Source organism: Litorivivens sp. (genome assembly GCF_041624475.1).
Classification (GTDB): Bacteria; Pseudomonadota; Gammaproteobacteria; order Pseudomonadales; family Spongiibacteraceae; genus Litorivivens.
In genome coordinates this window covers 58439-80307 of the sequence record NZ_JBFJUX010000005.1, presented here as the reverse complement: position 1 = coordinate 80307, position 21869 = coordinate 58439, and the positions used below count along the sequence as shown (strand labels likewise).

Sequence of the window (21869 nt, the reverse complement as noted above, 5' to 3'; positions counted from 1 at the left end):
AGACGTCTGACGCTCTCCAACTCCCATCCAAATCTGCAGGCGGAGCGCCAACCGTGACGAGCACCTTAAAAAACGATACTTTCCTTCGCGCACTGCTGCGTGAGCCCGTCGACTACACCCCGGTCTGGATGATGCGCCAGGCTGGGCGCTATCTGCCCGAGTATCGCGCCACCCGCGGCAAGGCCGGTGATTTCATGTCGCTGTGCATGAACCCGGAGCTGGCCTGCGAAGTGACTCTGCAGCCGCTGGAGCGCTACCCGCTGGATGCGGCGATTCTGTTTTCCGATATTCTGACCATTCCCGACGCCATGGGGCAGGGCCTGTATTTTGAAACGGGTGAAGGCCCGAAATTCAAAAAGGTTATTCGCAGCCAGGCCGATGTGGATGCGTTGCCGGTGCCGGATCCGGAAAAGGATCTGGGTTATGTGATGGATGCGGTGCGCACCATTCGCCGCGAGCTGAACGGGCGAGTGCCGCTGATCGGCTTTTCAGGCAGCCCCTGGACGCTAGCCACTTATATGGTTGAGGGTGGTTCCTCCAAGGATTTCCGCACCACCAAGGCGCTGGCCTATGACCAGCCCGAGCTGATGCACAGCCTGCTGGATAAACTGGCGCAATCGGTGGTGTCTTACCTGAACGGTCAGATCAAGGCCGGCGCTCAAGCGGTGCAGATTTTCGATACCTGGGGCGGTGCCCTGAGTGCGGCGGGCTATCAGGAATTTTCACTGCGCTATATGCAGAAAATTGTGGATGGTCTGATCAAGGAACAGGATGGCCGCAAGGTGCCCTGTATTCTGTTCACCAAAAATGGCGGGCTGTGGCTGGAAAGTATCGCTGCCAGCGGCTGTCAGGCAGTGGGGCTGGACTGGACCATTGATATCGGTGAGGCCCGTCGCCGTATCGGTGACAAGGTGGCTCTGCAGGGCAATATGGATCCGACCATGCTCTACGCCTCGCCGGCGCGAATCCGTCAGGAAGTGGCAAGCATTCTCGAAAGCTTCGGCGAAGGTTCCGGGCACGTATTTAATTTGGGGCACGGTATTACCCCGGAAGTCGACCCGGCCCATGCCGGCGCCTTTATTGAGTGTGTTCGCGAATTGTCAGAGCGCTATCACCGCTAACGATGTTATTTTGCTGAGCGAACATTTTGGCTATTTCGGCGGGTATTCTGCCCAGATAGCCTTGACCGCCTTTTCTATATCGTCTGCAAGATCTTCACTGCCCTGATCCGCATTGATCAGGGCGCTGCCACGCCAGCTTAGCTGCGAGGCTCTGGCGTCGATTACATCTATAATCACTCTGAAATGCCGCTCGGGCTTGCCGCCCGACAGCGGAAAGCCCACCGAAACCCCCACACCAAATCCGCCGCCACCACTGCCAAGGCCAATACTGCCCCGGCTGCCTGAGTTGCGGCCGAAACCCTCGACCTGCTCGGTCAGGTAGTAACGAATCAGAAACTCCGGCGATTCGTTGGCACCGGCTTGCCGGTAGCGCTGTTCATCCAGCAGGCCCTGCAGCGTCGATTTCACCCGCTGCGCGTGAAACGGGCTGATGGAGCTGTCGCTGCCGCTGGTTTCCGTCTGCCAGTGATAGCGCTGAAAGCCGTTGAAATTTGCGTCCGGGTTGTAGTCTGTCTCCACTGGAACGGAAGAGCAGGCCGTCAGCAGGAGCGCGAGCAGAGCGGGAACCGCGGGTAAAGTAAACGTGCGCATAGGAATCTCCTTTCTGCCTCAGACTGTGAAGTTTTCAGCCAGTTCCGCGCAGGCGGCGTGGCGGGGGCAGCTCACAAGGTGATCATTCACCATGCCGGTTGCCTGCATAAAGGCGTAGATGGTTGTGCTGCCGACAAAGGTGAAGCCGCGTTTTTTCAGGTCTTTGGCAAGGGTATCCGATAACGGAGTGGTTGCGGGCACAGATTTCAGTGTTTTATACCGGTTTTGTATAGGGGTGCCGTCGACGAAGTCCCAGAGGTAGCGCCCGAAGCTGCCGTAACTGCTCTGCACTTCGAGAAAGCAGCGAGCGTTGTTGATTGCAGACTCGATCTTCGCCCGATTGCGCACAATCCCTGCATTGGTCAGAAGTTTTTCCACTCGGGACTGACTGAAGCGGGCAACTTTTTGCGGCTCAAAATTACTGAAGGCTTTGCGGTAGTTTTCCCGCTTGCGCAGTATGGTAATCCAGCTCAATCCGGCCTGGGCAGATTCGAGTGCCAGAAATTCAAACAGTTTGCGTTCGTCGTTTAACGGCACACCCCATTCGTGGTCGTGGTAGCTGCAGTAAAGTTCATCGTTTCCACACCAGGGGCAGCGTTCGAGCTGTGTGTTCATACCAAACCTTTCACATAACCATAAAAGAAGCTTGTGATACCATGCGGCGCATTACCGTTATAAGCGCAAGGATAACTCCATGAAGCGACCCCTGATACTGCTTTCTGTGGCACTGCTGGTTGCCGCCTGCACTACCTCGCCAACCGGGCGGCGTCAGTTGGTTATTTTCTCTGATGCTGAAATGTCCAATATGGGTGCGACGGCTTTTGACGAGATGAAGCAGAAGGCGCCCGTCGAGCGGGCTGGGGCGGTCAATCAGTACGTGAGCTGCGTGGCCGATGCCATCACCCGTACGTTGCCGGAGGGCGATCGCACCGGCTGGGAAGTGGTGGTGTTTGACGACAAGAGCGCCAATGCCTTTGCGTTGCCCGGCAAGAAAATCGGCGTTCATACCGGTTTGCTGGATGTGGCCAAGAATCAGGATCAACTGGCTTCGGTCATCGGCCACGAGGTCGGCCACGTGCTGGCAAAACACAGCGCGGAACGCATGTCGATGCAGTTTGTGTCCCAGTCCAGTCAGCAGATTGTCGGCGCGCTTATTGGCGAAGGTGCAGGCCAGCAGGCTGTCATGGCGGCACTGGGCCTAGGCTCTCAATACGGCGTTCTGATGCCCTACGGTCGTCTGCAGGAGTCGGAGTCGGATAATATCGGCGTTCAGTTGATGGCGCAGGCCGGGTTTAATCCGCAGGCGAGCATTGATCTGTGGCGCAACATGGCGGCGGCCGCGAATGGTCAGCCACCGGAATTTCTGTCGACCCACCCTTCCCACGACACCCGCATATCCGACCTGCAGGCGCTGATGCCGGAAATGCAGCAGATTTACAAGCAGGCGCGGTCTGCGGGCTTCCGGCCTAACTGTAAACGCTGAGAGTGAGTGAGGGCTGTGGAGCCTTAATCGTCCCCGCAGCAGACACGGTGATTCATTTCCAGGGCAGGCTGGTCACAGTCCGGCTTGCCGACCACCTTGGCGGGCACGCCGGCCACAGTTGTATGTGGCTCAACGTCTTTCAGTACCACGCTGCCAGCCGCAACCTGGGCGCCCTGGCCGATGCGGATATTGCCGAGGATTTTTGCGCCGGCGCCGATCAGAACGCCGTCGGAAATTTTCGGGTGTCGGTCGCCGTGCTCCTTGCCGGTGCCGCCCAGCGTTACCGATTGCATGATAGACACGTTGTTACCGACAACGGCTGTTTCGCCAATCACCACGCCGGTGGCGTGGTCGAGCATAATGCCTCTGCCGACTTGCGCTGCCGGGTGAATATCGACGCCGAACTCGCAGGAAATGCGGTTCTGGAAAAACAGGGCCAGTGACTCGCGTCCTTGCTTCCACAGCCAGTGGGCGATGCGGTATGACTGCAGGGCGTGAAAGCCTTTGAAGTAAAGAAAGGGGATGGACAGGTTTTCGCAGGCTGAATCGCGTTGTTTTACAGCGGCGATATCGGCGCGCATGGCTTCGCCAATGCTGGGGTCAGCCGCCATTGCGTTCTCAATCACTTCCCGCACCAACAAGGCAGAGGCCGTGGGTGAATCGAGCTTGTTGGCCAAGTGAAAACTCAGCGCAGTTTCCAGCGAATCGTGATTCAGGATGGTGGCGTGCAGAAAGCTGGCCAGCACCGGCTCGTGCTTCACTTCTTCGGCAGTCTCGCTGCGAATGGTATGCCAGATGCTGTCGGTGGTGCTCGCGGTTCTGAACGGTTCGGCGCTCATGATCCCTTCCTCGTGTGTGCCCCTTGGGGCACATCTGTTTAGTCAGCGGTACTCTTGCATTATAGCGGTGATAGCGGGGGTGATGACAATTGCGCTCGAATCTGCCACAGGCTTTGCCCGGCCTCGCTGTACTTTCTTTCGAAAGCAGTAACCGGTTGATCAGCAGAGAGTTTTTTGAGCTCACTGGAAATTCCGGCAATTTTTAACGCTGCGCAGAATTCTTCTGCGTAGATGCGCCAGTTGGTGCGCAACTCCAACTGACCTCCCAGCGCGATCAGGGTGGGGAAGAGCGGAGAGCCGTGGCAACGCCGTTTCAGGTGCTCAGACTTAGGCCAGGGGTTGGGGTAGAACAGGCTGTGTTGCCGGGTTTGCCAGCCTGCGGCCAGTGCGAGTCGCCAAAAATCGTCGGTGTCGGCGCGCACCAGCAGGCAGTTGTCAGGTTGAGTTTGCAGCTTGGTGAGGCGGACCTCGGACTTGTCGATGCCGATAACAGCGCAGTCAGGGTGAGTTTCAGCCAGCCAGCGTGAGCTGGTACCAGTACCGCAGTAAGAATCGAGCAGCAGTGGTTTATCCTGCTGTTCGAGCCAGGCGTTGGCTGATGCAAAAGCCTGTTCAGTGTGGTCGCTGTAGGGTTTGCGGTAGGCGTGGCTCAGATGCTTGCGGACCGTGTGCTCAAGCTTTTCGTGCATACCTGTTTGGTTGGAAGTGACAGCCCGAACCGAGTTGCCCTTTTGGGTCTGGCTTGTCACACTTCCGGTCCCCTGAAACGAGACACAACATGCGCCAGGATCGACGTCCCTACTGGGTCAAAAAACTGTATTTGCGCTACCGGCGCTGGTACACCAACCACTTTCTCAAACCTGCTTGCGATTATCTGGGCGATTATCACACGTGCATGAAGCCTTGGTACATCTCCATTTCCGGCCCCAATATTTCCATCGGTAAATGCGCCACCATCATTGGTGAGCCTGACAACCGTGTAAAAATAGGGGTGTGGGGGCGCGAGCCTGAAACGGGGCGCATAGAGATCGGTGACTACGCCATGATCAGCCCCGGCACCCGGATTTCCGCCAGTGATCAGGTCACCATCGGCCACAGTGTTATGATGGCGAATGGCGTGTATATCACTGACTGTGACTGGCACGGCGTGTATGACCGCACCAAGCGCGACGAGCGCGTGGCGCCTGTCGTTATCAAGGACAACGTCTGGCTGGGTGATCACGCAACGATTTTGAAAGGCGTGACCATAGGCGAAAATTCCGTCGTGGCCGCAGGCGCGGTGGTCAGTCGCGATGTGCCGCCAAACGTGATTGTTGCCGGTAACCCGGCTACCGTTGTGAAAGAGCTGGATACCGAGCGGGAGATGGTGACGCGGGCGGATTATTTCAGCGATCCAGCCGGGTTAGAAAAATTCTTTGATCAGGTGGACCATATGGTGCTGTCGCAGAATGGCATTTTCAGTTGGCTGCGGGCCCTGGTTTGGCCAAACACTCGCGATTGAGTGCTTGCGGCGTCCGACGTATGACGCAAAAGATTAAAATACCTCCAGCGGCGGCTCATTCAATAAAGCCAACTGCTCGCGCAACTCCAGAATATGCTCAGCCCAATAACGCTCGGTATTGAACCAGGGAAAGGTTCGGGGAAAGGCCGGATCTGACCAGCGCCGGGCGAGCCAGGCGCTGTAGTGCATGATGCGCAAACTGCGCAGGGCTTCTACCAGCGGCAGTTCACGGGGGTTGAAGTCACTGAATTCGTTGTAGCCTTCAACCAGTTCCGACAGCTGTCGCTGCTGGGCATCGCGACTGCCGGACAGAAACATCCAGATGTCTTGAATCGCCGGTGCCATGCGGCTGTCGTCCAGATCGACAAAGTGCACCTCGTCACCGCGCCACAGAATATTACCCACATGACAGTCGCCGTGCACCCGCTGCAGTTGGGGCTGGACCTCGTCAAAGCGCTGGCGAATACGGTACAGCAAATCGCGGGTCAGGGTTTCATAGGCATTGCGCAGGGCGCTGGGAATAAAGTGCTGCAGTAGAAACGCAGCGCTGCTATCGCCAAAGGTTTCCGTGGTCAGGGACGGGCGATGCTGAAAGCCTTCCAGTCTGGCAATGCCGTGCAGGCGACCGGTGAGTCGCCCCAGCTGGAACAGGCTGTCCAGGTCATCGAGCGCCGGGGCGTGACCACCTTTTCGCGGGTAAAGGCAAAATCGAAAGCCCTTGTAGGCGAACAGGGTGTCGCCGTCGGCATTCTTTTGCGGGGGCACAACCGGTATGTCGGCGTCGGCCAGCTGCCAGCTGAAACGGTGCTCTTCCAGAATCTGTTCGTCGGTCCAGCGCTCGGGTCGATAAAATTTGGCGATCAGTGGCTCTGCGCCTTCGATACCAACCTGATAGACGCGGTTTTCGTAGCTGTTCAGTGCCAGAATCCGCAGATCACTCAAAAAGCCGGCGCTTTCGACCGCATCGAGGACGGTGTCCGGGGTCAGTGCTTCGTAGGGGTGTGGGTTTACATCTTCACGCATACGAGGGCTCCGACAGCCAGCGGGTTAAAAGATCGATCTCACATCGATTCAGGGAGTTCGCGCCAGACACCACACCATGATTTCGGTGGCGCCAGCCCTGCGCAGTATAGCGGCGAGACTATTGGCTGTCGCGCCAGTCGTTAACACATCGTCGACAATTACAATCCGCTTGCCGTAAACCTGTTCCGCTTTGATCAGGGTGAAAGCCCCTTTCAGATTGCGTTGCCGGGCGCGGGCGCTGAGCCCCTGTTGGGTGGGTGTAGCCACGACGCGTTTCAAAGCCCGCAGTACCGGAATATCCAGCGCAGTGCCCCATTGCGCGGCCAGTAATTCGGTCTGGTTGTAGCCGCGGCGGAGCTGGCGGCGCCAGTGCATGGGTACCGGCAGCAGAGCGTCTGCGGCTTGGTTTTTAAAGGTGGTAAGCGCCAGCTCACCCAGCAGTGCACCACTGGCGCGATCGCCGTGGTATTTGAAGCGACTGATCAGGCCGTCGATGGGAAAGCGGTATTCCCAGCAGGCCAGGCAGCGATCAAAGCGGGGCGGGGTTTTCAGACAGGTGCCGCAGATAGTGTTGGTGGTCAGGGGTAGGGCGCAGCGCTGGCAGCGGGTTCGCAACCAGGGCAGATCCTGTTCGCAGCCCCTGCAGATATCCTTTGGTCGATGGGTGACAGCCAAGCACAGCAGGCATTGCCCGGGAAATAGCTTGTAAGACAGTTGCTTAAGTGAGCTGTTAACCATTTGCGTCCCTGCAGGTTGACAGATAGAATGAGTGGCTTGTTTTGTCTTGAACAACTTAATCTCGGAAACAACAGGATACGCCATGAGCACCCCGATTCGCCACGACTGGACTCACGCTGAAGTCAGCGCCTTGTTTGAGCTGCCCTTTAATGATCTGCTTTTCAAAGCCCAATCGGTTCACCGCGAATTCTTCGATCCGAATCAGGTGCAGGTCAGCACGCTTTTGTCGATCAAGACCGGCGCCTGCCCGGAAGACTGCAAGTACTGCCCCCAGAGCAACCGCTACGACACGGGTCTGGAGCAGGAACAACTGATGGAAGTGGAAAAGGTGCTGGCCGAGGCCCGCGCTGCCAAGGCAACCGGCGCCAGCCGCTTCTGCATGGGCGCCGCCTGGCGCTCGCCGAAAAAGAAAGACATGCCTTATGTGACGGCGATGGTAAAAGGTGTGAAAGAACTGGGTCTGGAAACCTGTATGACCCTGGGTATGCTCAGCGAAGAGCAGGCGGAAGAGCTGGCTGAAGCCGGGCTCGACTACTACAACCACAATCTCGATACCTCGCCCGAGTACTACGGCGAAATCATTACTACCCGCACCTACCAGCACCGACTGGATACCCTGTCCAATGTGCGCAAGGCCGGTCTGAAAGTGTGCAGTGGTGGCATTGTGGGGATGGGTGAAAGCGTGCGCGATCGCGCCGGCCTGTTGATTCAGCTGGCCAATCTGCCCGAGCACCCGGAAAGTGTGCCGATCAATATGCTGGTGCGGGTAGAAGGCACTCCACTGGCCGACGAAGTGGATCTGGACCCCTTCGACTTTATCCGTACCATCGCGGTGGCCCGCATTCTGATGCCGACCTCCCATGTGCGACTGTCGGCGGGCCGTGAAGAAATGAACGAGCAGATGCACGCACTGGCTTACTTTGCGGGCGCTAACTCGATTTTCTACGGCGAGAAACTGCTGACTACGCCGAACCCCGAAGCGAATAAAGATCTCCAATTGTTCGACCGCCTTGGTATTACACCGGAAGAGCGTGATGAACAGTACTGCGAAGATGAGCAGGAAGCTGCGCTGCAGGCGAAAGTTGAGCAGGCGCAGAATGATCGCTTCTTTTACGACGCAACCGCTTAGCTCGCCGGACGTCGAATGTCGGACGTCTGACGCTTAAAACCCCGTGACCCATCCCATGGAATCCGAACTCGCGGCGGCGCTCAATGAGCGCCGTTCACTGCATCGCTATCGTTCGCGCCGGACGCTGGAAAGCGCCACGGGTGCAACCGCGTGTGTCGATGGCAATGAGGTCTTGCTGTTTTGCAGCAACGACTACCTCGGGCTCGCCAATCACCCTGCACTGACCAGAGCCATGCAAGCCGCGGCAGAAGCGGTAGGCGTTGGCAGTGGCGCCTCACATCTGGTCTGTGGGCACTCCCGCTACCATCATCAACTGGAAGCGCGACTGGCAGAAACCACCGGGCGCGATCGCGCCTTGTTGTTTTCTACCGGCTATATGGCAAATATGGGCGTTATTGCCGCTTTAGTAGGGCGCGGCGATGCGGTTTTTGAAGACCGCCTGAATCACGCCTCACTGCTCGATGGCGGCTTGCTCAGCGGCGCCCGCTTTCAGCGCTTTGTCCACAATGATGTGGGCGATCTGACGCGCCGTTTGCAGAAGGCGGAATCCGGACGAAAATTAGTGGTGGTCGATCATGTTTTCAGTATGGACGGCGACCAGGCGCCGCTGTCTGGACTGGCTCAAGCGGCGAGTGACAACAAGGCCTGGTTGATGGCAGATGACGCCCACGGTTTTGGTGTGCTCGGTGAGCGCGGTGCGGGCTGCGCAGAAACACTGTCGCAGGATGAGCTGCCCATTCTGATGGCAACACTGGGCAAGGCCATCGGTGGCTTTGGAGCTTTTGTGGCAGGCAGTGAAGCCTTGATTGAGACGCTGATCCAGTTTGCGCGCCCTTACATTTACACCACGGCCATGCCGCCGGCGGTGGCCGCCGCCAATCTGGCCGCGCTGGACTTGCTGGACACAGAAGCCTGGCGCCGGGAAGCGTTGCAGCGAAATATTCAGCACTTCCGCCGCGGCGCTGAGCAATTATCGTTGCCGCTTATGCCTTCCAGTACGGCCATTCAGCCGCTGCTGATTGGGCCGGATGAGCAGGCGCTGGCCATGAGCAGGTCACTCGAAGCGCGCGGTATTCTGGTGTCCGCCATTCGCCCGCCTACGGTGCCGGAAGGCACTTCCCGATTGCGCATCACCCTCAGCGCTGCGCACAGCGATGAGCAGATTGATCAACTGCTGGAAGCCTTGGCGCAGATTACGGCGGGGCGCTATTGATGCTGTACCGGGAGCGCCTGCCAGCCAGACAGGGGAATGCGGAGCTGGTGCTGCTGCACGGCTGGGGCGCCAGCAGCGATTGCTGGCGCAGCGCTCTGCCGCAGCTGCGCAAGTATTTCAACGTAACGCTGATTGATCTGCCGGGGCACGGGCGCAGTCAGTCCCATCGCGTTTCCTCGGTGGATGAGTTTATTGCAGATATCATGGCTCATACGCCGGCGCGGGCGATTTACTTGGGCTGGTCCTTGGGCGGTATGATTGCTGCGCGCATTGCTGCGCAGTTTCCCGAGCGAGTATCCGCGCTGATTACGGCAGCCGCCAACGCCAGCTTTGTTCAGCGCGAGGACTGGCGGGATGCGATGCCGGTGGCCACCTATGAAGATTTTGTCGAGCGCTTTGCCAGCAATCCCAAGCGCGGTCTTCGTCGCTTTGATGCCTTGCAGGGTGCGCTGACACCGAGCGTGCCCGGTGAGGCGGAGCTCCAGTTGCAACTGCTCGGCTGGCTATCGGAGCTGGATAATCGCGATTGCATTGCGGCGTTGGATGTTCCGATGTTGGCCTTGTTCGGCGCCGACGATGCGCTGGTTCCCAGAGGCACCGCACAGGCTGTTTCCCGTCTCAGTTCGTCGGTCGAGATCTGCGAGTTTAAACATAGTGGTCATCTGCCCTTCGTCACGGAACCGGCGGATTTCTGGCAGACCGTGCTGGATTTTTGTCAGCGCCATGGCGCAGAAAGCAGCGAAATTACGCATTACCTGAACAAGCGCCAGGTGGCGGAGTCCTTCAGCAGGGCGGCCAACAGCTACGATTCGGTGGCTGACCTGCAGCGTCGGGTTGCCGATCAGCTGGCGACGCGCTTGCCGCCTGACAGTGGGCGAGCCCTCGATCTGGGTTCCGGCACCGGCTACAGTCTGCCGGCACTGAATGCTGTCACACAATCGGTTGTGGCGATGGACCTGGCGGAAGGGATGCTGGCTTATGCCCGTTCACAAGCAGATCGGCAGGCCGAGCACTGGGTGTGCGCAGACGCCGAGGATCTGCCGCTGGCGGACGACAGCATGGACTTGGTGTTTTCCTCGCTGGCGGTGCAGTGGTGCGAGAATATCGCGGCGGTGTTTGCCGAGGCCTATCGGGTGCTTAAACCCGGTGGCAAATTCTTGGTCAGTACCCTGGGGCCGGAAACGCTTTTTGAGTTGCGCGAGGCCGGGCGTGCGGCCGACGACGCGACCCATGTAAACCGCTTTCTGCCGCGCGCTGATCTTGAGGATGGCATCACCCGCAGTGGCTTGCAGCTGGTCGAATGGCAGGAAGTCGGTGAGGTGCTGGAATACGACACCCTGCGTGAATTGATGGCCGAGCTGAAGCGCCTCGGTGCCCACAACGTCAACCGCGACCGGGGGATGATGGGTAAACAGGCGCTACGGCGTTTTATCGCCGCCTATGAAAGCTATCGTCAAGCCAATGGATTACTGCCAGCAACTTATCAGGTGTGGTATCTGACGCTGACCAAGCCGCTGGCGTAGAAGAAGGTAGAGTCTCAATGGGTAAGAAGTTTTTCGTCGCCGGAACCGATACCGAAATCGGCAAAACCACAATTGCCTGCGGTTTGCTTGAAGCGGGTAATCAGCGGGGCTGGCGCACCCTTGCCCTTAAGCCTGTGGCGGCTGGCGCAGAGCCGAGCGAGGATGGCCCGCGCAATGATGATGCTATCGCGCTTATGCAAAGTGCCAGCGTTCAACTCAGCTACGAACAGGTTAACCCGGTTCTGTTCGAGCCACCCATTGCCCCTCATATTGCGGCCCAGCAGGCGGGCAGGCGGCTTACCGTATCGCAGTTGGTCGGGTATTGCCGGGGCAGTCTGATGACGCCCAGTGATCTGGCCTTGGTGGAAGGCGCCGGCGGTTGGCGGGTCCCCCTCAGCGGTCGCGAAACGCTGGCTGGCCTTGCCGTGGAGCTGCAATTGCCCGTCATTATGGTGGTCGGCATGAAACTGGGCTGCCTTAACCATGCTCTGCTGACGGCAGAAGCGATTCGTCGCGACGGTCTGCCACTGGCCGGTTGGGTGGCCAATACCGTGGAGAAGGGGATGTCCTGTTTCGATGAAAACGTCGAAACCCTCAGGCAGTTGTTGCCCGCGCCCTGCCTGGGTGTGGTGCCCGGTCTCGCCGACTGTTCTCCGGAAAAGGTGGCCGCGCACCTACAGATCGATCTGCTTTAAAGAGGCATTTTAAGCGTAGGGCTTTACCTTGCGCCGCAGGCAATGTTTACTCTGCATATTTTGCAGCAAAGCATCATTCAGGAGCGGCCATGAGTATCGACGCTACCCAGCCCACCCACGAAGTCCATAACCAGTCCACGCCGCTGGAAAACCACAATCTCTATCTCGGTGATCAGGCCTTGCGCGAGGCGGTTCAGGCGCAATCACCTGCTTCGGAAGAGTCGCTGGTCGACTATGGCGCCCTGTGCGGTCTGCCCGAGTTTATCGAACTGGGTTTTCAGGCCAACGCGCACAAGCCGGTGCTGCATACCCACGACCGCTTTGGTCACCGACTGGATCTGATTGAATTCCACCCCAGTTACCATGCCTTGATGGAGCAGGCCTATCAGGCCGGGCTGCACAGCGACCCCTGGACCGATGGCAGTCACACTGAGCGCGCGGCGAAGTACTACCTGCATGCTCAGGTGGAAGCGGCCCACGGTTGCCCGGTGACGATGACTTTCGCCTCGGTGCCAACCCTCAAGCTCAACCCCGTGCTCGCAGAACAGTTTTTGCCCAAGGTGCTGGCAAAGGCCTATGACCCGCGCAATGTGCACTACAGCGAGAAGTCGGCCCTGACCATTGGCATGGGCATGACTGAAAAACAGGGCGGCTCCGATGTGCGGGCCAATACCACGCAGGCAACCCTTCTAGGCGAGGTGGAGGGCGCTACTGCCTATTCACTGGTAGGGCACAAATGGTTTCTGTCGGCACCGATGTGCGATGCCTTTCTGGTGCTGGCGCAAACAGACAAAGGGATCAGCTGTTTTCTGGTGCCGCGCTGGCATCCGGAAGGCCACAAAAACCCGCTGGAAATTCAGCGACTCAAAGACAAAATGGGCAATGTCGCCAATGCCTCGTCGGAAGTTGAATTCCGCGGCGCCCTCGGCTGGCTGGTGGGTGACATCGGACGCGGCGTGCCGGCCATTATTCAGATGGTGGCGATGACTCGCTTTGACTGCATGATCGGCTCCAGCGCCGGGCAGCGTCAGGCGGTGGTGCAGGCTGCCCACCATGCCAGTCAGCGCGAGGCCTTTGGCAAGCGCCTGATCGATCAGCCCATCATGCGCAATGTGCTGGCGGATCTTCAGCTGGAGGTCGAAGGCTCACTGGCGATGACCTTTCGCATGGCGCAAGCGCTGGACCGCGGCAGCGAACAGGATCAGTTGCTACTGCGTCTGGGCACAGCGGTGGGCAAATACTGGATCTGCAAACGCACGGCCCAGCATGCCTACGAAGCCATGGAATGCATCGGCGGCAATGGGGTGATGGAAAACTGCATCATGCCGCGTCTTTATCGCGAGGCGCCGATCAACGCCATCTGGGAAGGCTCAGGTAACATCCAGGCGTTGGATGTGCGCCGCGCCATGCAGCGCAGCCCTGAGGTGGTGGATGCCTGGATGGCGGAACTGCTGACAACTGCCAATCTTGATCCGCGTCAGGACGCGGTGGTGGACAATCTCAAACACGAACTGTCGGCGGCGGATGAGGCCTCGGCCCGGCGACTGGCGGAGCTGCTTGGTCTGAGCCTGCAGGGCTCGCTGCTACTGCGCGGGCCCAATCCGGCGATTGCCGAAGCCTTTCTGGCGGGGCGATGTCAGTCCCCCAGCCATCATTTCGGCGCTTTGCCGGCTGGATTGAACCTTGATTTGTTGATAAATCGCGCCAATCCGCACGTGTACGAGTAATTGCGTATATTCGTAACACATTGAAAATCAAGGCGTAACACTTCAATCAGGTGAATTTGACGGCAAATCTCTTGCAATGCAGCAAGCGATTTGCCTAATATACTCGCCGTCAACATTGGCGGTTGAGTTGTTCTCCTGCCACGAATATTGAGGTAAGAGCCATGCCCTTATACAAAGCTCCGTTACGCGATATGCATTTTGTGCTGAATGATCTGCTGAAAGTGGATCAGCACTACCCCACGCTGACTGATCGCGAGGAAGTGACTCCTGATTTGCTGGACGCCATTCTGAACGAAGGTGCAAAGTTTGCTGAGGAAGTGATTGCGCCGCTGAACCAGATCGGTGACCAGCAGGGTTGTACCTGGAGTGAAGACGGCGTCACTACGCCGGAAGGCTTCAAGGAAGCTTACCAGCAATACTGCGAATCCGGCTGGACCAGCGTCAGTGCCCGCGCCGAGTTTGGCGGTCAGGGGCTGCCCCCGTCTGTGGGCCTGTTGCTGTCCGACATGATGGGCGGCGCCAACTGGTCCTGGAGCATGTACCCTGGCCTGTCCAGCTCTGCGGCGCGCGTGCTGGAAGAGTACGGCAATGAAATGCAGCAGACCCGCTACCTGCCGAAAATGGTAGACGGTACCTGGACCGGCACCATGTGTCTGACCGAGCCCCACGCCGGTTCTGACGTCGGCCTGTCTCGTACCAAGGCCAAAGACAATGGCGATGGCACCTATGCCATCACTGGTACCAAAATTTTTATCTCCTCCGGCGAGCACGACATGGCGGAGAATATCGTTCACCTGGTGCTGGCCCGTACCGAGGGTGCACCGGAAGGCACCAAAGGTATCTCCCTGTTTCTGGTGCCCAAGTTCATCGCCCATGAAGATTCGTCTCTGGGCGATCGCAACGGCGTTACCTGTGGCTCTATCGAGCACAAAATGGGTATCAAGGGTTCGGCCACGGCGGTACTCAACTTTGACGGCGCGACCGGCTACATGATCGGTGAGGAGAACAAGGGCCTCACCTACATGTTTGTGATGATGAACACCGCTCGTATGGGTACTGCCATGCAGGGCTTGTGTCTCGGTCAGCTGTCTTATCAGGGTGGTCTTGAATACGCTCGCGAGCGCCTGCAAATGCGTTCTCTGTCCGGCCCGAAAAACCCGGATGGTGCTGCGGACCCAATCATCGTTCACCCCGATGTGCGTCGCATGCTGCTGACCCAGAAAGCCTTTACCGAAGGCAGCCGTGCTTTCCTGTACTGGATTCTGATGGTGGTGGACAAGGCCAACTGTGGCGCTTCTGAAGAAGAGCGCAAGGAAGCTGACGACCTGTTGCACCTGCTGACGCCAATCGCCAAAGCCTTTGTGACCGAGACCGGTCTGGAAGTTGCCAACTACGGCATGCAGATCTACGGTGGCCACGGTTATATCGGTGAGTGGGGCATGGAGCAGATTGTCCGTGATCTGCGTATCTCCACCTTGTACGAAGGCACCACAGGCATTCAGGCTCTCGACCTGCTGGGTCGCAAGATCATGGGTACCGGTGGTCAGTCGCTGATGCAGCTGACCAAGGTCATTCACAAGTACTGTGAGTCGCAGAAAGACAACCCGGCCATGGCCGAGTTTGTTGAGCCGCTGGCTGCTTTGAACAAGGAGTGGGGCGAAATCACCATGCAAATCGGTGAGAAAGCCATGCAGAATCCTGACGAAGTCGGCGCTGCCTCAGTTGATTATCTGATGTACTCTGGCTACATTGCGCTCGCCTACATGTGGGCGCAGATGGCCGAACTCGCGCTTGGGGGCAGTGAGGGCGATACCTTTTTGGCGTCCAAACTGAAAACAGCGAAATTCTACTTCCAGCGCCTGTTGCCGCGTACCGAGAGCCACAAGCTGAGCATGCTCAGCGGCGCGGACAACCTGATGGCGATGGATGTAGACGAGTTTGCCTTTTAATTAATTCCAACGGAGGACAACCGTGCCGGATTACAAAGCTCCTGTACGAGACATGCAATTTATATTGCATGAAGTTTTCAACGCTGAATCCATCTGGGCCAAGCTGGGCCTGGATGAAGTCAACCGGGAGCTGGCCGATGCCATTCTCGACGAAGCGGCGAAAATCAGCGAGACCCTGCTCTCGCCGCTCAACCGCAGCGGCGACGAAGAAGGCGTAAGCTGGAACGACACGGTTGTCACAACCCCGAAAGGCTATCCGGAAGCCTTCAAGGAACTGGCTGAAGGCGGCTGGGGCGCGCTTGCGGGCGACCCCGAGTACGGCGGCCAGGTTATCCCCAAAATGCTGGTGCTGATGTTCGAGGAAATGAGCTATGGCTCGAACATCGCTCTCGGCCTCTATCTTTCGCTGACTTCCGGCGCGGCACTTGCCATGGCCAATCACGCCAGCGAGGAGCTGAAACAGAAATACCTGCCCAATATGTACTCCGGCAAATGGGCGGGCAGCATGTGTCTGACCGAGGCCCACGCGGGTACCGATCTTGGCATGATTCGCACCAAGGCCGAACCGCAGGCGGACGGCAGCTACAGCATCACCGGTAACAAGATCTTCATTACCGGTGGTGAGCACGACCTGACCGAAAACATTATCCACCTGGTGCTGGCGAAATTGCCGGATGCACCGGCTGGCTCTAAAGGTATCTCCCTGTTTCTGGTGCCGAAATATCACGTCAATGACGACGGCAGCCTTGGCGAGCGCAATGGCGTCAGCTGTGGCAGCGTCGAGCACAAGATGGGCATTCATGCCTCGGCCACCTGTGTGCTTAACTTTGATGGCGCAAAGGGGTATCTGGTCGGTGAAGTGAACCGCGGCTTGGCGGCCATGTTCACCATGATGAACTACGAACGTCTGTCAGTGGGTGTGCAGGGCCTGGGTCTTGCGGCGGCGTCTTATAACGGCGCCCTGGACTATGCCCGTGAGCGTCTGCAGAGTCGCTCACCAGCTGGCCCGCAGAATGCCGATGGCCCAGCCGATCCGATTATCGTTCACCCCGATGTGCGTCGCATGCTGCTCACGCAGAAAGCCTACGTGGAAGCGGGTCGCGCCTTCGCCGTTTTTGTCGGCCAGCAGCTCGATACCTCCAAGTTTGGTGAAGGCGAAGAAAAAGCCCGCGCCGCAGGCCTGGTGGAATTGCTGACCCCGATTGCAAAAGCCTTCCTCACCGACAAGGGTCTGGAATGTACGGTACTGGGACAGCAGTGCTTCGGCGGTCACGGTTATGTGCGCGAGTGGGGTATGGAGCAGTATGTGCGCGACGTGCGTATTGCCCAGATCTACGAAGGTACCAACGGTATTCAGGCTCTTGACCTGATGGGGCGCAAGGTTGCGGCCAACGGTGGCCAGAACATGGCTGTGTTGATCCAGCAGATGCGCGATTACGCTGCCAGTGCAAAAACCGCGGGGATGGACGAGTTTACGGCGCCGCTGCTGTCAGCCGTCGATACGCTTGAGGCCCTGACCCAGGACGTTTTGAGCGCCGCTAAAAATGATCCTCACGCCGTCGGCGCCGCCTCGGTTGAATATCTCAACGCGGCGGGCTACACCATTTACGCCTATATGTGGGCGCGGATGGCGGAAGCTGCGCTGCAGGCCGGAGACGATGCCTTCTACACATCGAAGCTGCATACGGCGCGATTCTATATGACTCGCCTGCTGCCGCAGCTGGATGCGATGGCAGCCTCCGTGCGCGCGGGTAGCGACGTGTTGATGGCTCTGCCGGAAGACGCGTTCTAAGCTTTGTGACTGCACTTGCGGGGCTGTGAGTCCTGCAAGTGCAAGGCTTGGACTTGCAGGCGTCGAGTGGGATAATGGGCTTTTGCCCTGGCTGAAGTCATTCGCTATGTCTGAACGAAAGCTCTACCCCGAAGACCAGAAACGCGTGGACGAGTACCTGAAGACCGGCTACAACGTCACACCGCGTAAACCCTTCAAACCGATGCGCATGATTATCATGCTGATTACGGTAGTCACTGTGTTCAGTGCGTTCAGTATTTTCCTGGCGCGCACCTCAGGTGTTTACTGAGGTCCTAGTGCTTGCCGCCAGGTAGCTTAATCACCTCGGCTGACACAACCGGACTGACCCCGTCTACCAGTGCGTCGCTGTGCATGGCCCGGTTGCGTCCCGTCTGCTTGGCCTCATAAAGGACCTCGTCAACCCGGTTGAGTGCCATCTCCAGCGTGAGGTTGGCATCGGGCACGCAGTGAAAGATACCTGCACTTGCAGTGACCACGCCTTGCGATGGGTTACCTTCGTGTTCAATGCGCAAATCGCGCAGCTCCTGCAGAGCCCGGTGGGCCAGTACCTGGCACGCGCCCCGGGGAGAGTCCTGGGTCAAGACCAGAAATTCCTCGCCGCCCACCCGGGCAACCACATCACTGGCCCGCTTGAAGATGCCGGCCAACACGCCGGCAAAGGCCTGTATGACCTTGTCGCCCGCCGGATGACCGTAGGTATCGTTATAGCTCTTGAAATGGTCGATATCGAAGGCCAGCAGGGCTACCCGTGTCTCGGCCCGTTCCGCCAGTGGCCAGAAGCGCTGCGACTGAATATCGAAGGCCCGACGGTTGTTCAGATCGGTCAGCGGGTCAGTCAACGACAGGGTTTCGAGCTCAGATGTGTGTCTATCGACCATGTCCAGCAGGCGATTGAAGAAGTGGATCAGACGGCCAAATTCGTCTTTGTGGGCGTACTCCAGGCGGCGAACGTAGTCCTGGTCGTTCATGATCTGTTGCAGGGTGTGGCTGGCCATATTCATAGGCCGAATCAGCGTGCGATAGAGCAGCCAGATGGCTCCGCTCCACATTAACAAGGTAAACAGCAGAGCAATGGCCAGCGTCGGCGTCAGAATCTTGTCATCGTAGCTGCGCGGGGGCAGGTCGACAGAGAAAGTCACGGCTGGCATGCCGCGTGCGTCATTGACGGCCCAGTGCATCGTGTTCGATTCCGAGCGAATACCAGACAGGGCGCGCGGCTCCTGCTGTATGAGGGTGTGTTCTTTAACGCTTGTCAGCCGCAAATCGACCCCGGCAAAGGCTGAAAGCCGTTGGGTAAATGCATTGTTAATCTGGTTGGCAACGATAAACAGCTCCGGCCCTTTGCCATACGGGTGGAGAAGCTGCTGTGCAGCGATCATAGCCGGGCCTTCATCCAGTGCCACGAAATCTACGTACGGATAGCTGTCAGCTGCGCGGGCGCGGGAAATGATCTGTTCTACTTCTTTGCTGGACGGCGCCTCGCCGAGACTAAAGCTGCGTCCGGGGCGGACCTGAGCAAAGTCGCCATTGCGACTGGTACTGATAACAAAGTCGTAGTCGCTGTTCGCGGCCAGGTAGCTGATGGCAACCGAATACTGCTGCCAGTGGTCTTCACGAATGCCAGAGGCGATTTGCCGGGCGCGATTGACCGAGTCAATCAGGTTTACTACAACCAGCTCCTGGACAAGATTCAGTTGGCGCAGGACTTTTTCGTCATTGCTGCGCTCTACTTGGGCGAGTTCCGGGTTGAGAATAAAATTGCGTGCCAGCAGGCCCGCAGCAAAGGTTATAACCACATTGATGAGGATAAGAGCGGCAGCTTTCCAGGCTAGTCTCATTGAGGGAATGAGCTCTCGCGGTTGTGGTCTTTGCGCAAGCGAAGCTGTCTTCCCGCTTCGCATGTAGTACATGGTGCCGATTTTTTGGGAAAGAATACAGTGTGGGTAGAAAAAATCCGAGTGCGTCCCTTTTCCTGATGGTAGGGTGAAGTTGAGTAGAGAAAATGCGGTTGTGCGATATGCTAAAAAAACGTTTAGGGCTGACGGCGACCTTAATAGCAACTGGTGTGGTTGGGTTGGCCGGCTGTAATTCCAGCAGTTCCGATGGCGACGAGGCTTCAGCCACGCCTGTCAGCCGAGAATTTGGTGAACCCTCCAGTCAACAAATACGTCCGGGTGTGGAAATCACCGCCCGTGGTTACGGTACCTGCACCAGTAACTTCCTTTACGCCGCAAATGAGGTGAACTACTACATCGGTGTCGCCGCACACTGTTTCAGCAATGACAGTAATAACGGCGTAAACCCCTGCAATGCCTCCAGCGCGCCTATTGGTTTCAGCGGCATTACCATTGAAAACGCCTCGCGTCCCGGTGAATTGGCATACTCCAGCTGGACTGCCATGCAGGAAAACGGTGAAACCGCCGGTTCTGAGCTGTGCCAGTTCAATGATTTTGCGCTGGTCAGAATCCATGTTGATGACATCGACAATGTCCATCCCTCCGCCATTGCCTATGGCGGTCCCAGGGCCTTGTTCAATGGCGTGGCCAGCGTTGGCGATACGGTCTACAGCTATGGGCGTTCCTCCTTTCATTCCGGGGTGCAGGACTTGCAGGAGAAGGAAGGCCGGATTTCTGAAGTACTGGCGGGTGGCCTGGCGTATCGGGTGTCCTTTGATAATGCAGGGCTGCCAGGCGACAGCGGCAGTGCCATTCTGCACGAAGACGGTCGGGCTCTGGCGGTATTGACCACAGTGGGTGTTAGCCTCGGCCCGTCGACAGTTGGCAATGGTGCCGTCAGTCTGGAGCGAGCCCTGAACTACGGCAAAGCCAGTGGGCATATCCCCGCGTCGACCCAGTTGCTGACCTGGCCAGCTTTTTCTCCCTGAAAGTCCGGTCTTGATCATTTCCGGTTGTGGACGCGCTTGTATTGCGACGGGTAGTGCTGCAGCTTTGCTTTCTACCTGGCTCCAGAAGGTCTATCCTCAAAACAGACAAACCGCGAATAGTCTGCAAAAAGGTGAGCCGTGAGTGAACAAAGTGGCAGTAAATCGCAGCAGGGAAAAGCCGGGAAACCATCGACGAAGGGCGCCGAGAGTGGCGGTCAGAAAGAAAGCCTGCGCAGCTCCCTGATAGATCAGTTACTGGACTACACTGGGCTGATTACCTCCAGCGTGTTTGAGGTGGTCAAAACCGGCTCTGCGATCCCCTTGATGTACACCGACAACTGGCTGAAAGACCTTTACATGAAGTCGCTTGACCCCGAGCGATTGCGGGCGATGGCCGAGGCGGGAGAGTTTCTCAAGGATGCCCGCGAGGTGGCGGGCCTGAACCTTCACGAGCTGGCAGAGATCCTGGGGCTTAAGGACGAAGAGTTACTGCAGGAAGTGGAAAGCGGCCGGGCAACGCTGCCTTTCGATATGATTCTGCGGATTGCCGCGCTGGTGGCCCGGCACGATCCCATTCCTTTTATTCTGAAATTTGTTCGCACTTACAACCCGGCGCTGGAGCAGCGGCTGGATGATCTGGGTATTCTACAGCTGCCCAAGCAGTACGAGCGCGAGCGGCGCTACGTAAATTTGCTGCGTAAACACGATCGATTGCGTGATATGAGCGACAGTGAGTTTGAGCTGTTTATTGGCTTGCAGGAAAAGGCAGTAGACTTCAGTTTGCACGTGCTGGAATCTTCTGAAAAAAAGAAGCCAGCGAAAAAATCAAAGAATTCAGGCGCGAAAAGCCAGAAAAAAAAGGGCGGCTAGAAAAACTTCCGGAATTCCACGCCGGTTTCGGTCAGGCGCAAAACCATCTTGCCATTCTTGCTGCGAAACACCGTGTCCTCAGGCGCATAGCGCACCGGTGTCATCGTCTCCATCAAGCCGGGGCGGCGCCAGTTGCTGCTGAGCGAATGGGGCGAGGCCTTTTTGATCGCAGCCTGAGCGCTGCCCCAGGCCAGCGAGCCTTCGCCGGGAGCATCGGCGAAACAGGGGGACCCCATCATGAGCAGAGCGGCGCTGCCGGCGGCGATCAGTTTCTGTTGCAGGCGCAGAAAGCGGGTCAGTCGCTGCAGGCTGATGCTGCCGCGTTTCAGCAGTACCATCCCCAACGGGGTTTTCGCGGACTTCTGTTGTTCCAGAGCGGCATGGAGTTCCGCGGGATCAATCTGGCCGTCTGAAAGCAGTAATTCGCCCAGCCGACAATGCAGGTCTGCGGCGCGGGGCGAGCCTTGTTTGGCAGCCTGCCGGACACTAGCCTGAAGCTTGAGAAGCGCGTTTTTTTCGAGACGATCGAGGCGTTGCTGGCGTTGCAGTATCTGGCAGAGCGGCAGATGTTGACGTTCTGCAAGCGCGACAGCCACTTCCAGTTCCCGGCGCGAGACAAAGGCTCCAGCGACCAGCAGGTCGCCAATGCGGCTGGGGTCTGCCCCCAAGTCTGCGCGTTGCGTGCCCATGTGCGCTCCTGTTCGCCATACGGCAAGTTGTGGAGCCTACATTTAGTGCATGGAGCCGGAGAGCGGACAATACGTAGTAGT

The 21869-nt window shown here is 57.9% G+C and carries 21 protein-coding genes; 13 read left to right on the top strand and 8 right to left on the bottom strand.

Annotated elements, in window-relative coordinates:
- Positions 1-53: 53 nt before the first annotated feature.
- A complete protein-coding gene (hemE, locus tag ABY734_RS07855) occupies positions 54-1121 on the top strand; it encodes a uroporphyrinogen decarboxylase (protein WP_372778422.1) in 1068 nt (355 codons plus the stop codon).
- A 30-nt stretch (positions 1122-1151) separates the two neighbouring features.
- On the opposite strand, the gene ABY734_RS07850 is transcribed toward hemE, so the two are convergent.
- The gene (locus tag ABY734_RS07850; RefSeq protein WP_372778421.1) at positions 1152-1712 is read right to left on the bottom strand and encodes a DUF4136 domain-containing protein; all 561 of its coding nucleotides are present in this window, start codon (positions 1710-1712) and stop codon (positions 1152-1154) included.
- Between the two features lie 18 nt (positions 1713-1730).
- Complete coding sequence (locus ABY734_RS07845) at positions 1731-2327, bottom strand: DNA-3-methyladenine glycosylase I (protein WP_372778420.1); 597 nt, start codon at positions 2325-2327, stop codon at positions 1731-1733.
- Between the two features lie 79 nt (positions 2328-2406).
- On the opposite strand from ABY734_RS07845, the gene ABY734_RS07840 reads away from it, so the two are divergent.
- Positions 2407-3195, top strand: coding sequence for a M48 family metallopeptidase (locus ABY734_RS07840; RefSeq protein WP_372778419.1), 789 nt, complete (start codon positions 2407-2409; stop codon positions 3193-3195).
- A 23-nt stretch (positions 3196-3218) separates the two neighbouring features.
- Here ABY734_RS07840 and cysE read toward each other — a convergent pair whose 3' ends face one another.
- Both cysE and ABY734_RS07830 read right to left on the bottom strand, forming a co-directional pair.
- On the bottom strand, positions 3219-4034 hold the full coding sequence (cysE, locus tag ABY734_RS07835) for a serine O-acetyltransferase (RefSeq protein ID WP_372778418.1): 816 nt from the start codon (positions 4032-4034) through the stop codon (positions 3219-3221).
- Positions 4035-4093: 59 nt separating this feature from the next.
- A complete protein-coding gene (locus ABY734_RS07830) occupies positions 4094-4723 on the bottom strand; it encodes a tRNA (guanosine(46)-N(7))-methyltransferase TrmB (protein WP_372778417.1) in 630 nt (209 codons plus the stop codon).
- An 89-nt stretch (positions 4724-4812) separates the two neighbouring features.
- Between ABY734_RS07830 and ABY734_RS07825 the strand changes: the two genes are divergently transcribed.
- Positions 4813-5535 carry a DapH/DapD/GlmU-related protein gene (locus ABY734_RS07825; protein WP_372778416.1) on the top strand — a complete coding sequence of 241 codons (723 nt, stop codon included), beginning with the start codon at positions 4813-4815 and terminating at the stop codon, positions 5533-5535.
- A 33-nt stretch (positions 5536-5568) separates the two neighbouring features.
- Here ABY734_RS07825 and ABY734_RS07820 read toward each other — a convergent pair whose 3' ends face one another.
- Entirely contained in the window at positions 5569-6558 is a 990-nt protein-coding gene (locus tag ABY734_RS07820) for a serine/threonine protein kinase (RefSeq protein ID WP_372778415.1), read from the bottom strand.
- A 48-nt stretch (positions 6559-6606) separates the two neighbouring features.
- The gene (locus ABY734_RS07815) at positions 6607-7296 is read right to left on the bottom strand and encodes a ComF family protein (RefSeq protein ID WP_372778414.1); all 690 of its coding nucleotides are present in this window, start codon (positions 7294-7296) and stop codon (positions 6607-6609) included.
- 82 nt (positions 7297-7378) lie between these two features.
- Between ABY734_RS07815 and bioB the strand changes: the two genes are divergently transcribed.
- The 8 genes from bioB (at position 7379) to ABY734_RS07775 (ending at position 17613) form a co-directional block, all read left to right on the top strand.
- Entirely contained in the window at positions 7379-8425 is a 1047-nt protein-coding gene (gene bioB, locus ABY734_RS07810; RefSeq protein ID WP_372778413.1) for a biotin synthase BioB, read from the top strand.
- A gap of 55 nt (positions 8426-8480) precedes the next feature.
- Complete coding sequence (gene bioF / locus ABY734_RS07805; RefSeq protein ID WP_372778412.1) at positions 8481-9638, top strand: 8-amino-7-oxononanoate synthase; 1158 nt, start codon at positions 8481-8483, stop codon at positions 9636-9638.
- Entirely contained in the window at positions 9638-11161 is a 1524-nt protein-coding gene (gene bioC, locus ABY734_RS07800) for a malonyl-ACP O-methyltransferase BioC (RefSeq protein ID WP_372778411.1), read from the top strand. Before bioF ends, bioC begins: the two co-directional genes overlap by 1 nt.
- A gap of 17 nt (positions 11162-11178) precedes the next feature.
- Entirely contained in the window at positions 11179-11856 is a 678-nt protein-coding gene (bioD, locus tag ABY734_RS07795) for a dethiobiotin synthase (RefSeq protein ID WP_372778410.1), read from the top strand.
- A gap of 89 nt (positions 11857-11945) precedes the next feature.
- Entirely contained in the window at positions 11946-13583 is a 1638-nt protein-coding gene (locus ABY734_RS07790) for an acyl-CoA dehydrogenase family protein (RefSeq protein WP_372778409.1), read from the top strand.
- Positions 13584-13744: 161 nt separating this feature from the next.
- Positions 13745-15532 carry an acyl-CoA dehydrogenase C-terminal domain-containing protein gene (locus tag ABY734_RS07785; RefSeq protein WP_372778408.1) on the top strand — a complete coding sequence of 596 codons (1788 nt, stop codon included), beginning with the start codon at positions 13745-13747 and terminating at the stop codon, positions 15530-15532.
- Positions 15533-15554: 22 nt separating this feature from the next.
- Entirely contained in the window at positions 15555-17324 is a 1770-nt protein-coding gene (locus ABY734_RS07780) for an acyl-CoA dehydrogenase C-terminal domain-containing protein (RefSeq protein WP_372778407.1), read from the top strand.
- A gap of 106 nt (positions 17325-17430) precedes the next feature.
- Positions 17431-17613, top strand: coding sequence for a DUF3094 family protein (locus ABY734_RS07775; RefSeq protein ID WP_372778406.1), 183 nt, complete (start codon positions 17431-17433; stop codon positions 17611-17613).
- Positions 17614-17617: 4 nt separating this feature from the next.
- Here the strand turns inward: ABY734_RS07775 and ABY734_RS07770 are convergent, their stop codons facing one another.
- Positions 17618-19183, bottom strand: coding sequence for a diguanylate cyclase domain-containing protein (locus ABY734_RS07770; RefSeq protein WP_372778405.1), 1566 nt, complete (start codon positions 19181-19183; stop codon positions 17618-17620).
- A gap of 179 nt (positions 19184-19362) precedes the next feature.
- Between ABY734_RS07770 and ABY734_RS07765 the strand changes: the two genes are divergently transcribed.
- Together ABY734_RS07765 and ABY734_RS07760 are read left to right on the top strand one after the other, a co-directional pair.
- Positions 19363-20229 carry a trypsin-like peptidase domain-containing protein gene (locus ABY734_RS07765; RefSeq protein WP_372778404.1) on the top strand — a complete coding sequence of 289 codons (867 nt, stop codon included), beginning with the start codon at positions 19363-19365 and terminating at the stop codon, positions 20227-20229.
- Positions 20230-20367: 138 nt separating this feature from the next.
- On the top strand, positions 20368-21099 hold the full coding sequence (locus tag ABY734_RS07760; RefSeq protein WP_372778403.1) for a multiprotein-bridging factor 1 family protein: 732 nt from the start codon (positions 20368-20370) through the stop codon (positions 21097-21099).
- Here ABY734_RS07760 and ABY734_RS07755 read toward each other — a convergent pair.
- Positions 21096-21788: a hypothetical protein gene (locus ABY734_RS07755; protein ID WP_372778402.1), complete on the bottom strand. Its 693-nt coding sequence runs from the start codon at positions 21786-21788 to the stop codon at positions 21096-21098. The genes ABY734_RS07760 and ABY734_RS07755 overlap by 4 nt on opposite strands.
- Positions 21789-21869 lie beyond the last annotated feature (81 nt).

Excerpts from the sequence above, each read along its gene's own strand:
- ABY734_RS07755 (WP_372778402.1), bottom strand. The coding sequence starts at position 21,788 with ATGGGCACGCAACGCGCAGACTTGGGGGCAGACCCCAGCCGCATTGGC.
- ABY734_RS07820 (WP_372778415.1), bottom strand. The coding sequence starts at position 6,558 with ATGCGTGAAGATGTAAACCCACACCCCTACGAAGCACTGACCCCGGAC.
- ABY734_RS07830 (WP_372778417.1), bottom strand. The coding sequence starts at position 4,723 with ATGCACGAAAAGCTTGAGCACACGGTCCGCAAGCATCTGAGCCACGCC.
- bioF (WP_372778412.1), top strand. The coding sequence starts at position 8,481 with ATGGAATCCGAACTCGCGGCGGCGCTCAATGAGCGCCGTTCACTGCAT.
- ABY734_RS07815 (WP_372778414.1), bottom strand. The coding sequence starts at position 7,296 with ATGGTTAACAGCTCACTTAAGCAACTGTCTTACAAGCTATTTCCCGGG.
- ABY734_RS07770 (WP_372778405.1), bottom strand. The coding sequence starts at position 19,183 with ATGAGACTAGCCTGGAAAGCTGCCGCTCTTATCCTCATCAATGTGGTT.
- bioB (WP_372778413.1), top strand. The coding sequence starts at position 7,379 with ATGAGCACCCCGATTCGCCACGACTGGACTCACGCTGAAGTCAGCGCC.
- ABY734_RS07775 (WP_372778406.1), top strand. The coding sequence starts at position 17,431 with ATGTCTGAACGAAAGCTCTACCCCGAAGACCAGAAACGCGTGGACGAG.
- ABY734_RS07850 (WP_372778421.1), bottom strand. The coding sequence starts at position 1,712 with ATGCGCACGTTTACTTTACCCGCGGTTCCCGCTCTGCTCGCGCTCCTG.
- ABY734_RS07790 (WP_372778409.1), top strand. The coding sequence starts at position 11,946 with ATGAGTATCGACGCTACCCAGCCCACCCACGAAGTCCATAACCAGTCC.
- ABY734_RS07840 (WP_372778419.1), top strand. The coding sequence starts at position 2,407 with ATGAAGCGACCCCTGATACTGCTTTCTGTGGCACTGCTGGTTGCCGCC.
- bioC (WP_372778411.1), top strand. The coding sequence starts at position 9,638 with ATGCTGTACCGGGAGCGCCTGCCAGCCAGACAGGGGAATGCGGAGCTG.
- ABY734_RS07785 (WP_372778408.1), top strand. The coding sequence starts at position 13,745 with ATGCCCTTATACAAAGCTCCGTTACGCGATATGCATTTTGTGCTGAAT.
- bioD (WP_372778410.1), top strand. The coding sequence starts at position 11,179 with ATGGGTAAGAAGTTTTTCGTCGCCGGAACCGATACCGAAATCGGCAAA.
- ABY734_RS07765 (WP_372778404.1), top strand. The coding sequence starts at position 19,363 with ATGCTAAAAAAACGTTTAGGGCTGACGGCGACCTTAATAGCAACTGGT.
- cysE (WP_372778418.1), bottom strand. The coding sequence starts at position 4,034 with ATGAGCGCCGAACCGTTCAGAACCGCGAGCACCACCGACAGCATCTGG.
- ABY734_RS07845 (WP_372778420.1), bottom strand. The coding sequence starts at position 2,327 with ATGAACACACAGCTCGAACGCTGCCCCTGGTGTGGAAACGATGAACTT.
- ABY734_RS07825 (WP_372778416.1), top strand. The coding sequence starts at position 4,813 with ATGCGCCAGGATCGACGTCCCTACTGGGTCAAAAAACTGTATTTGCGC.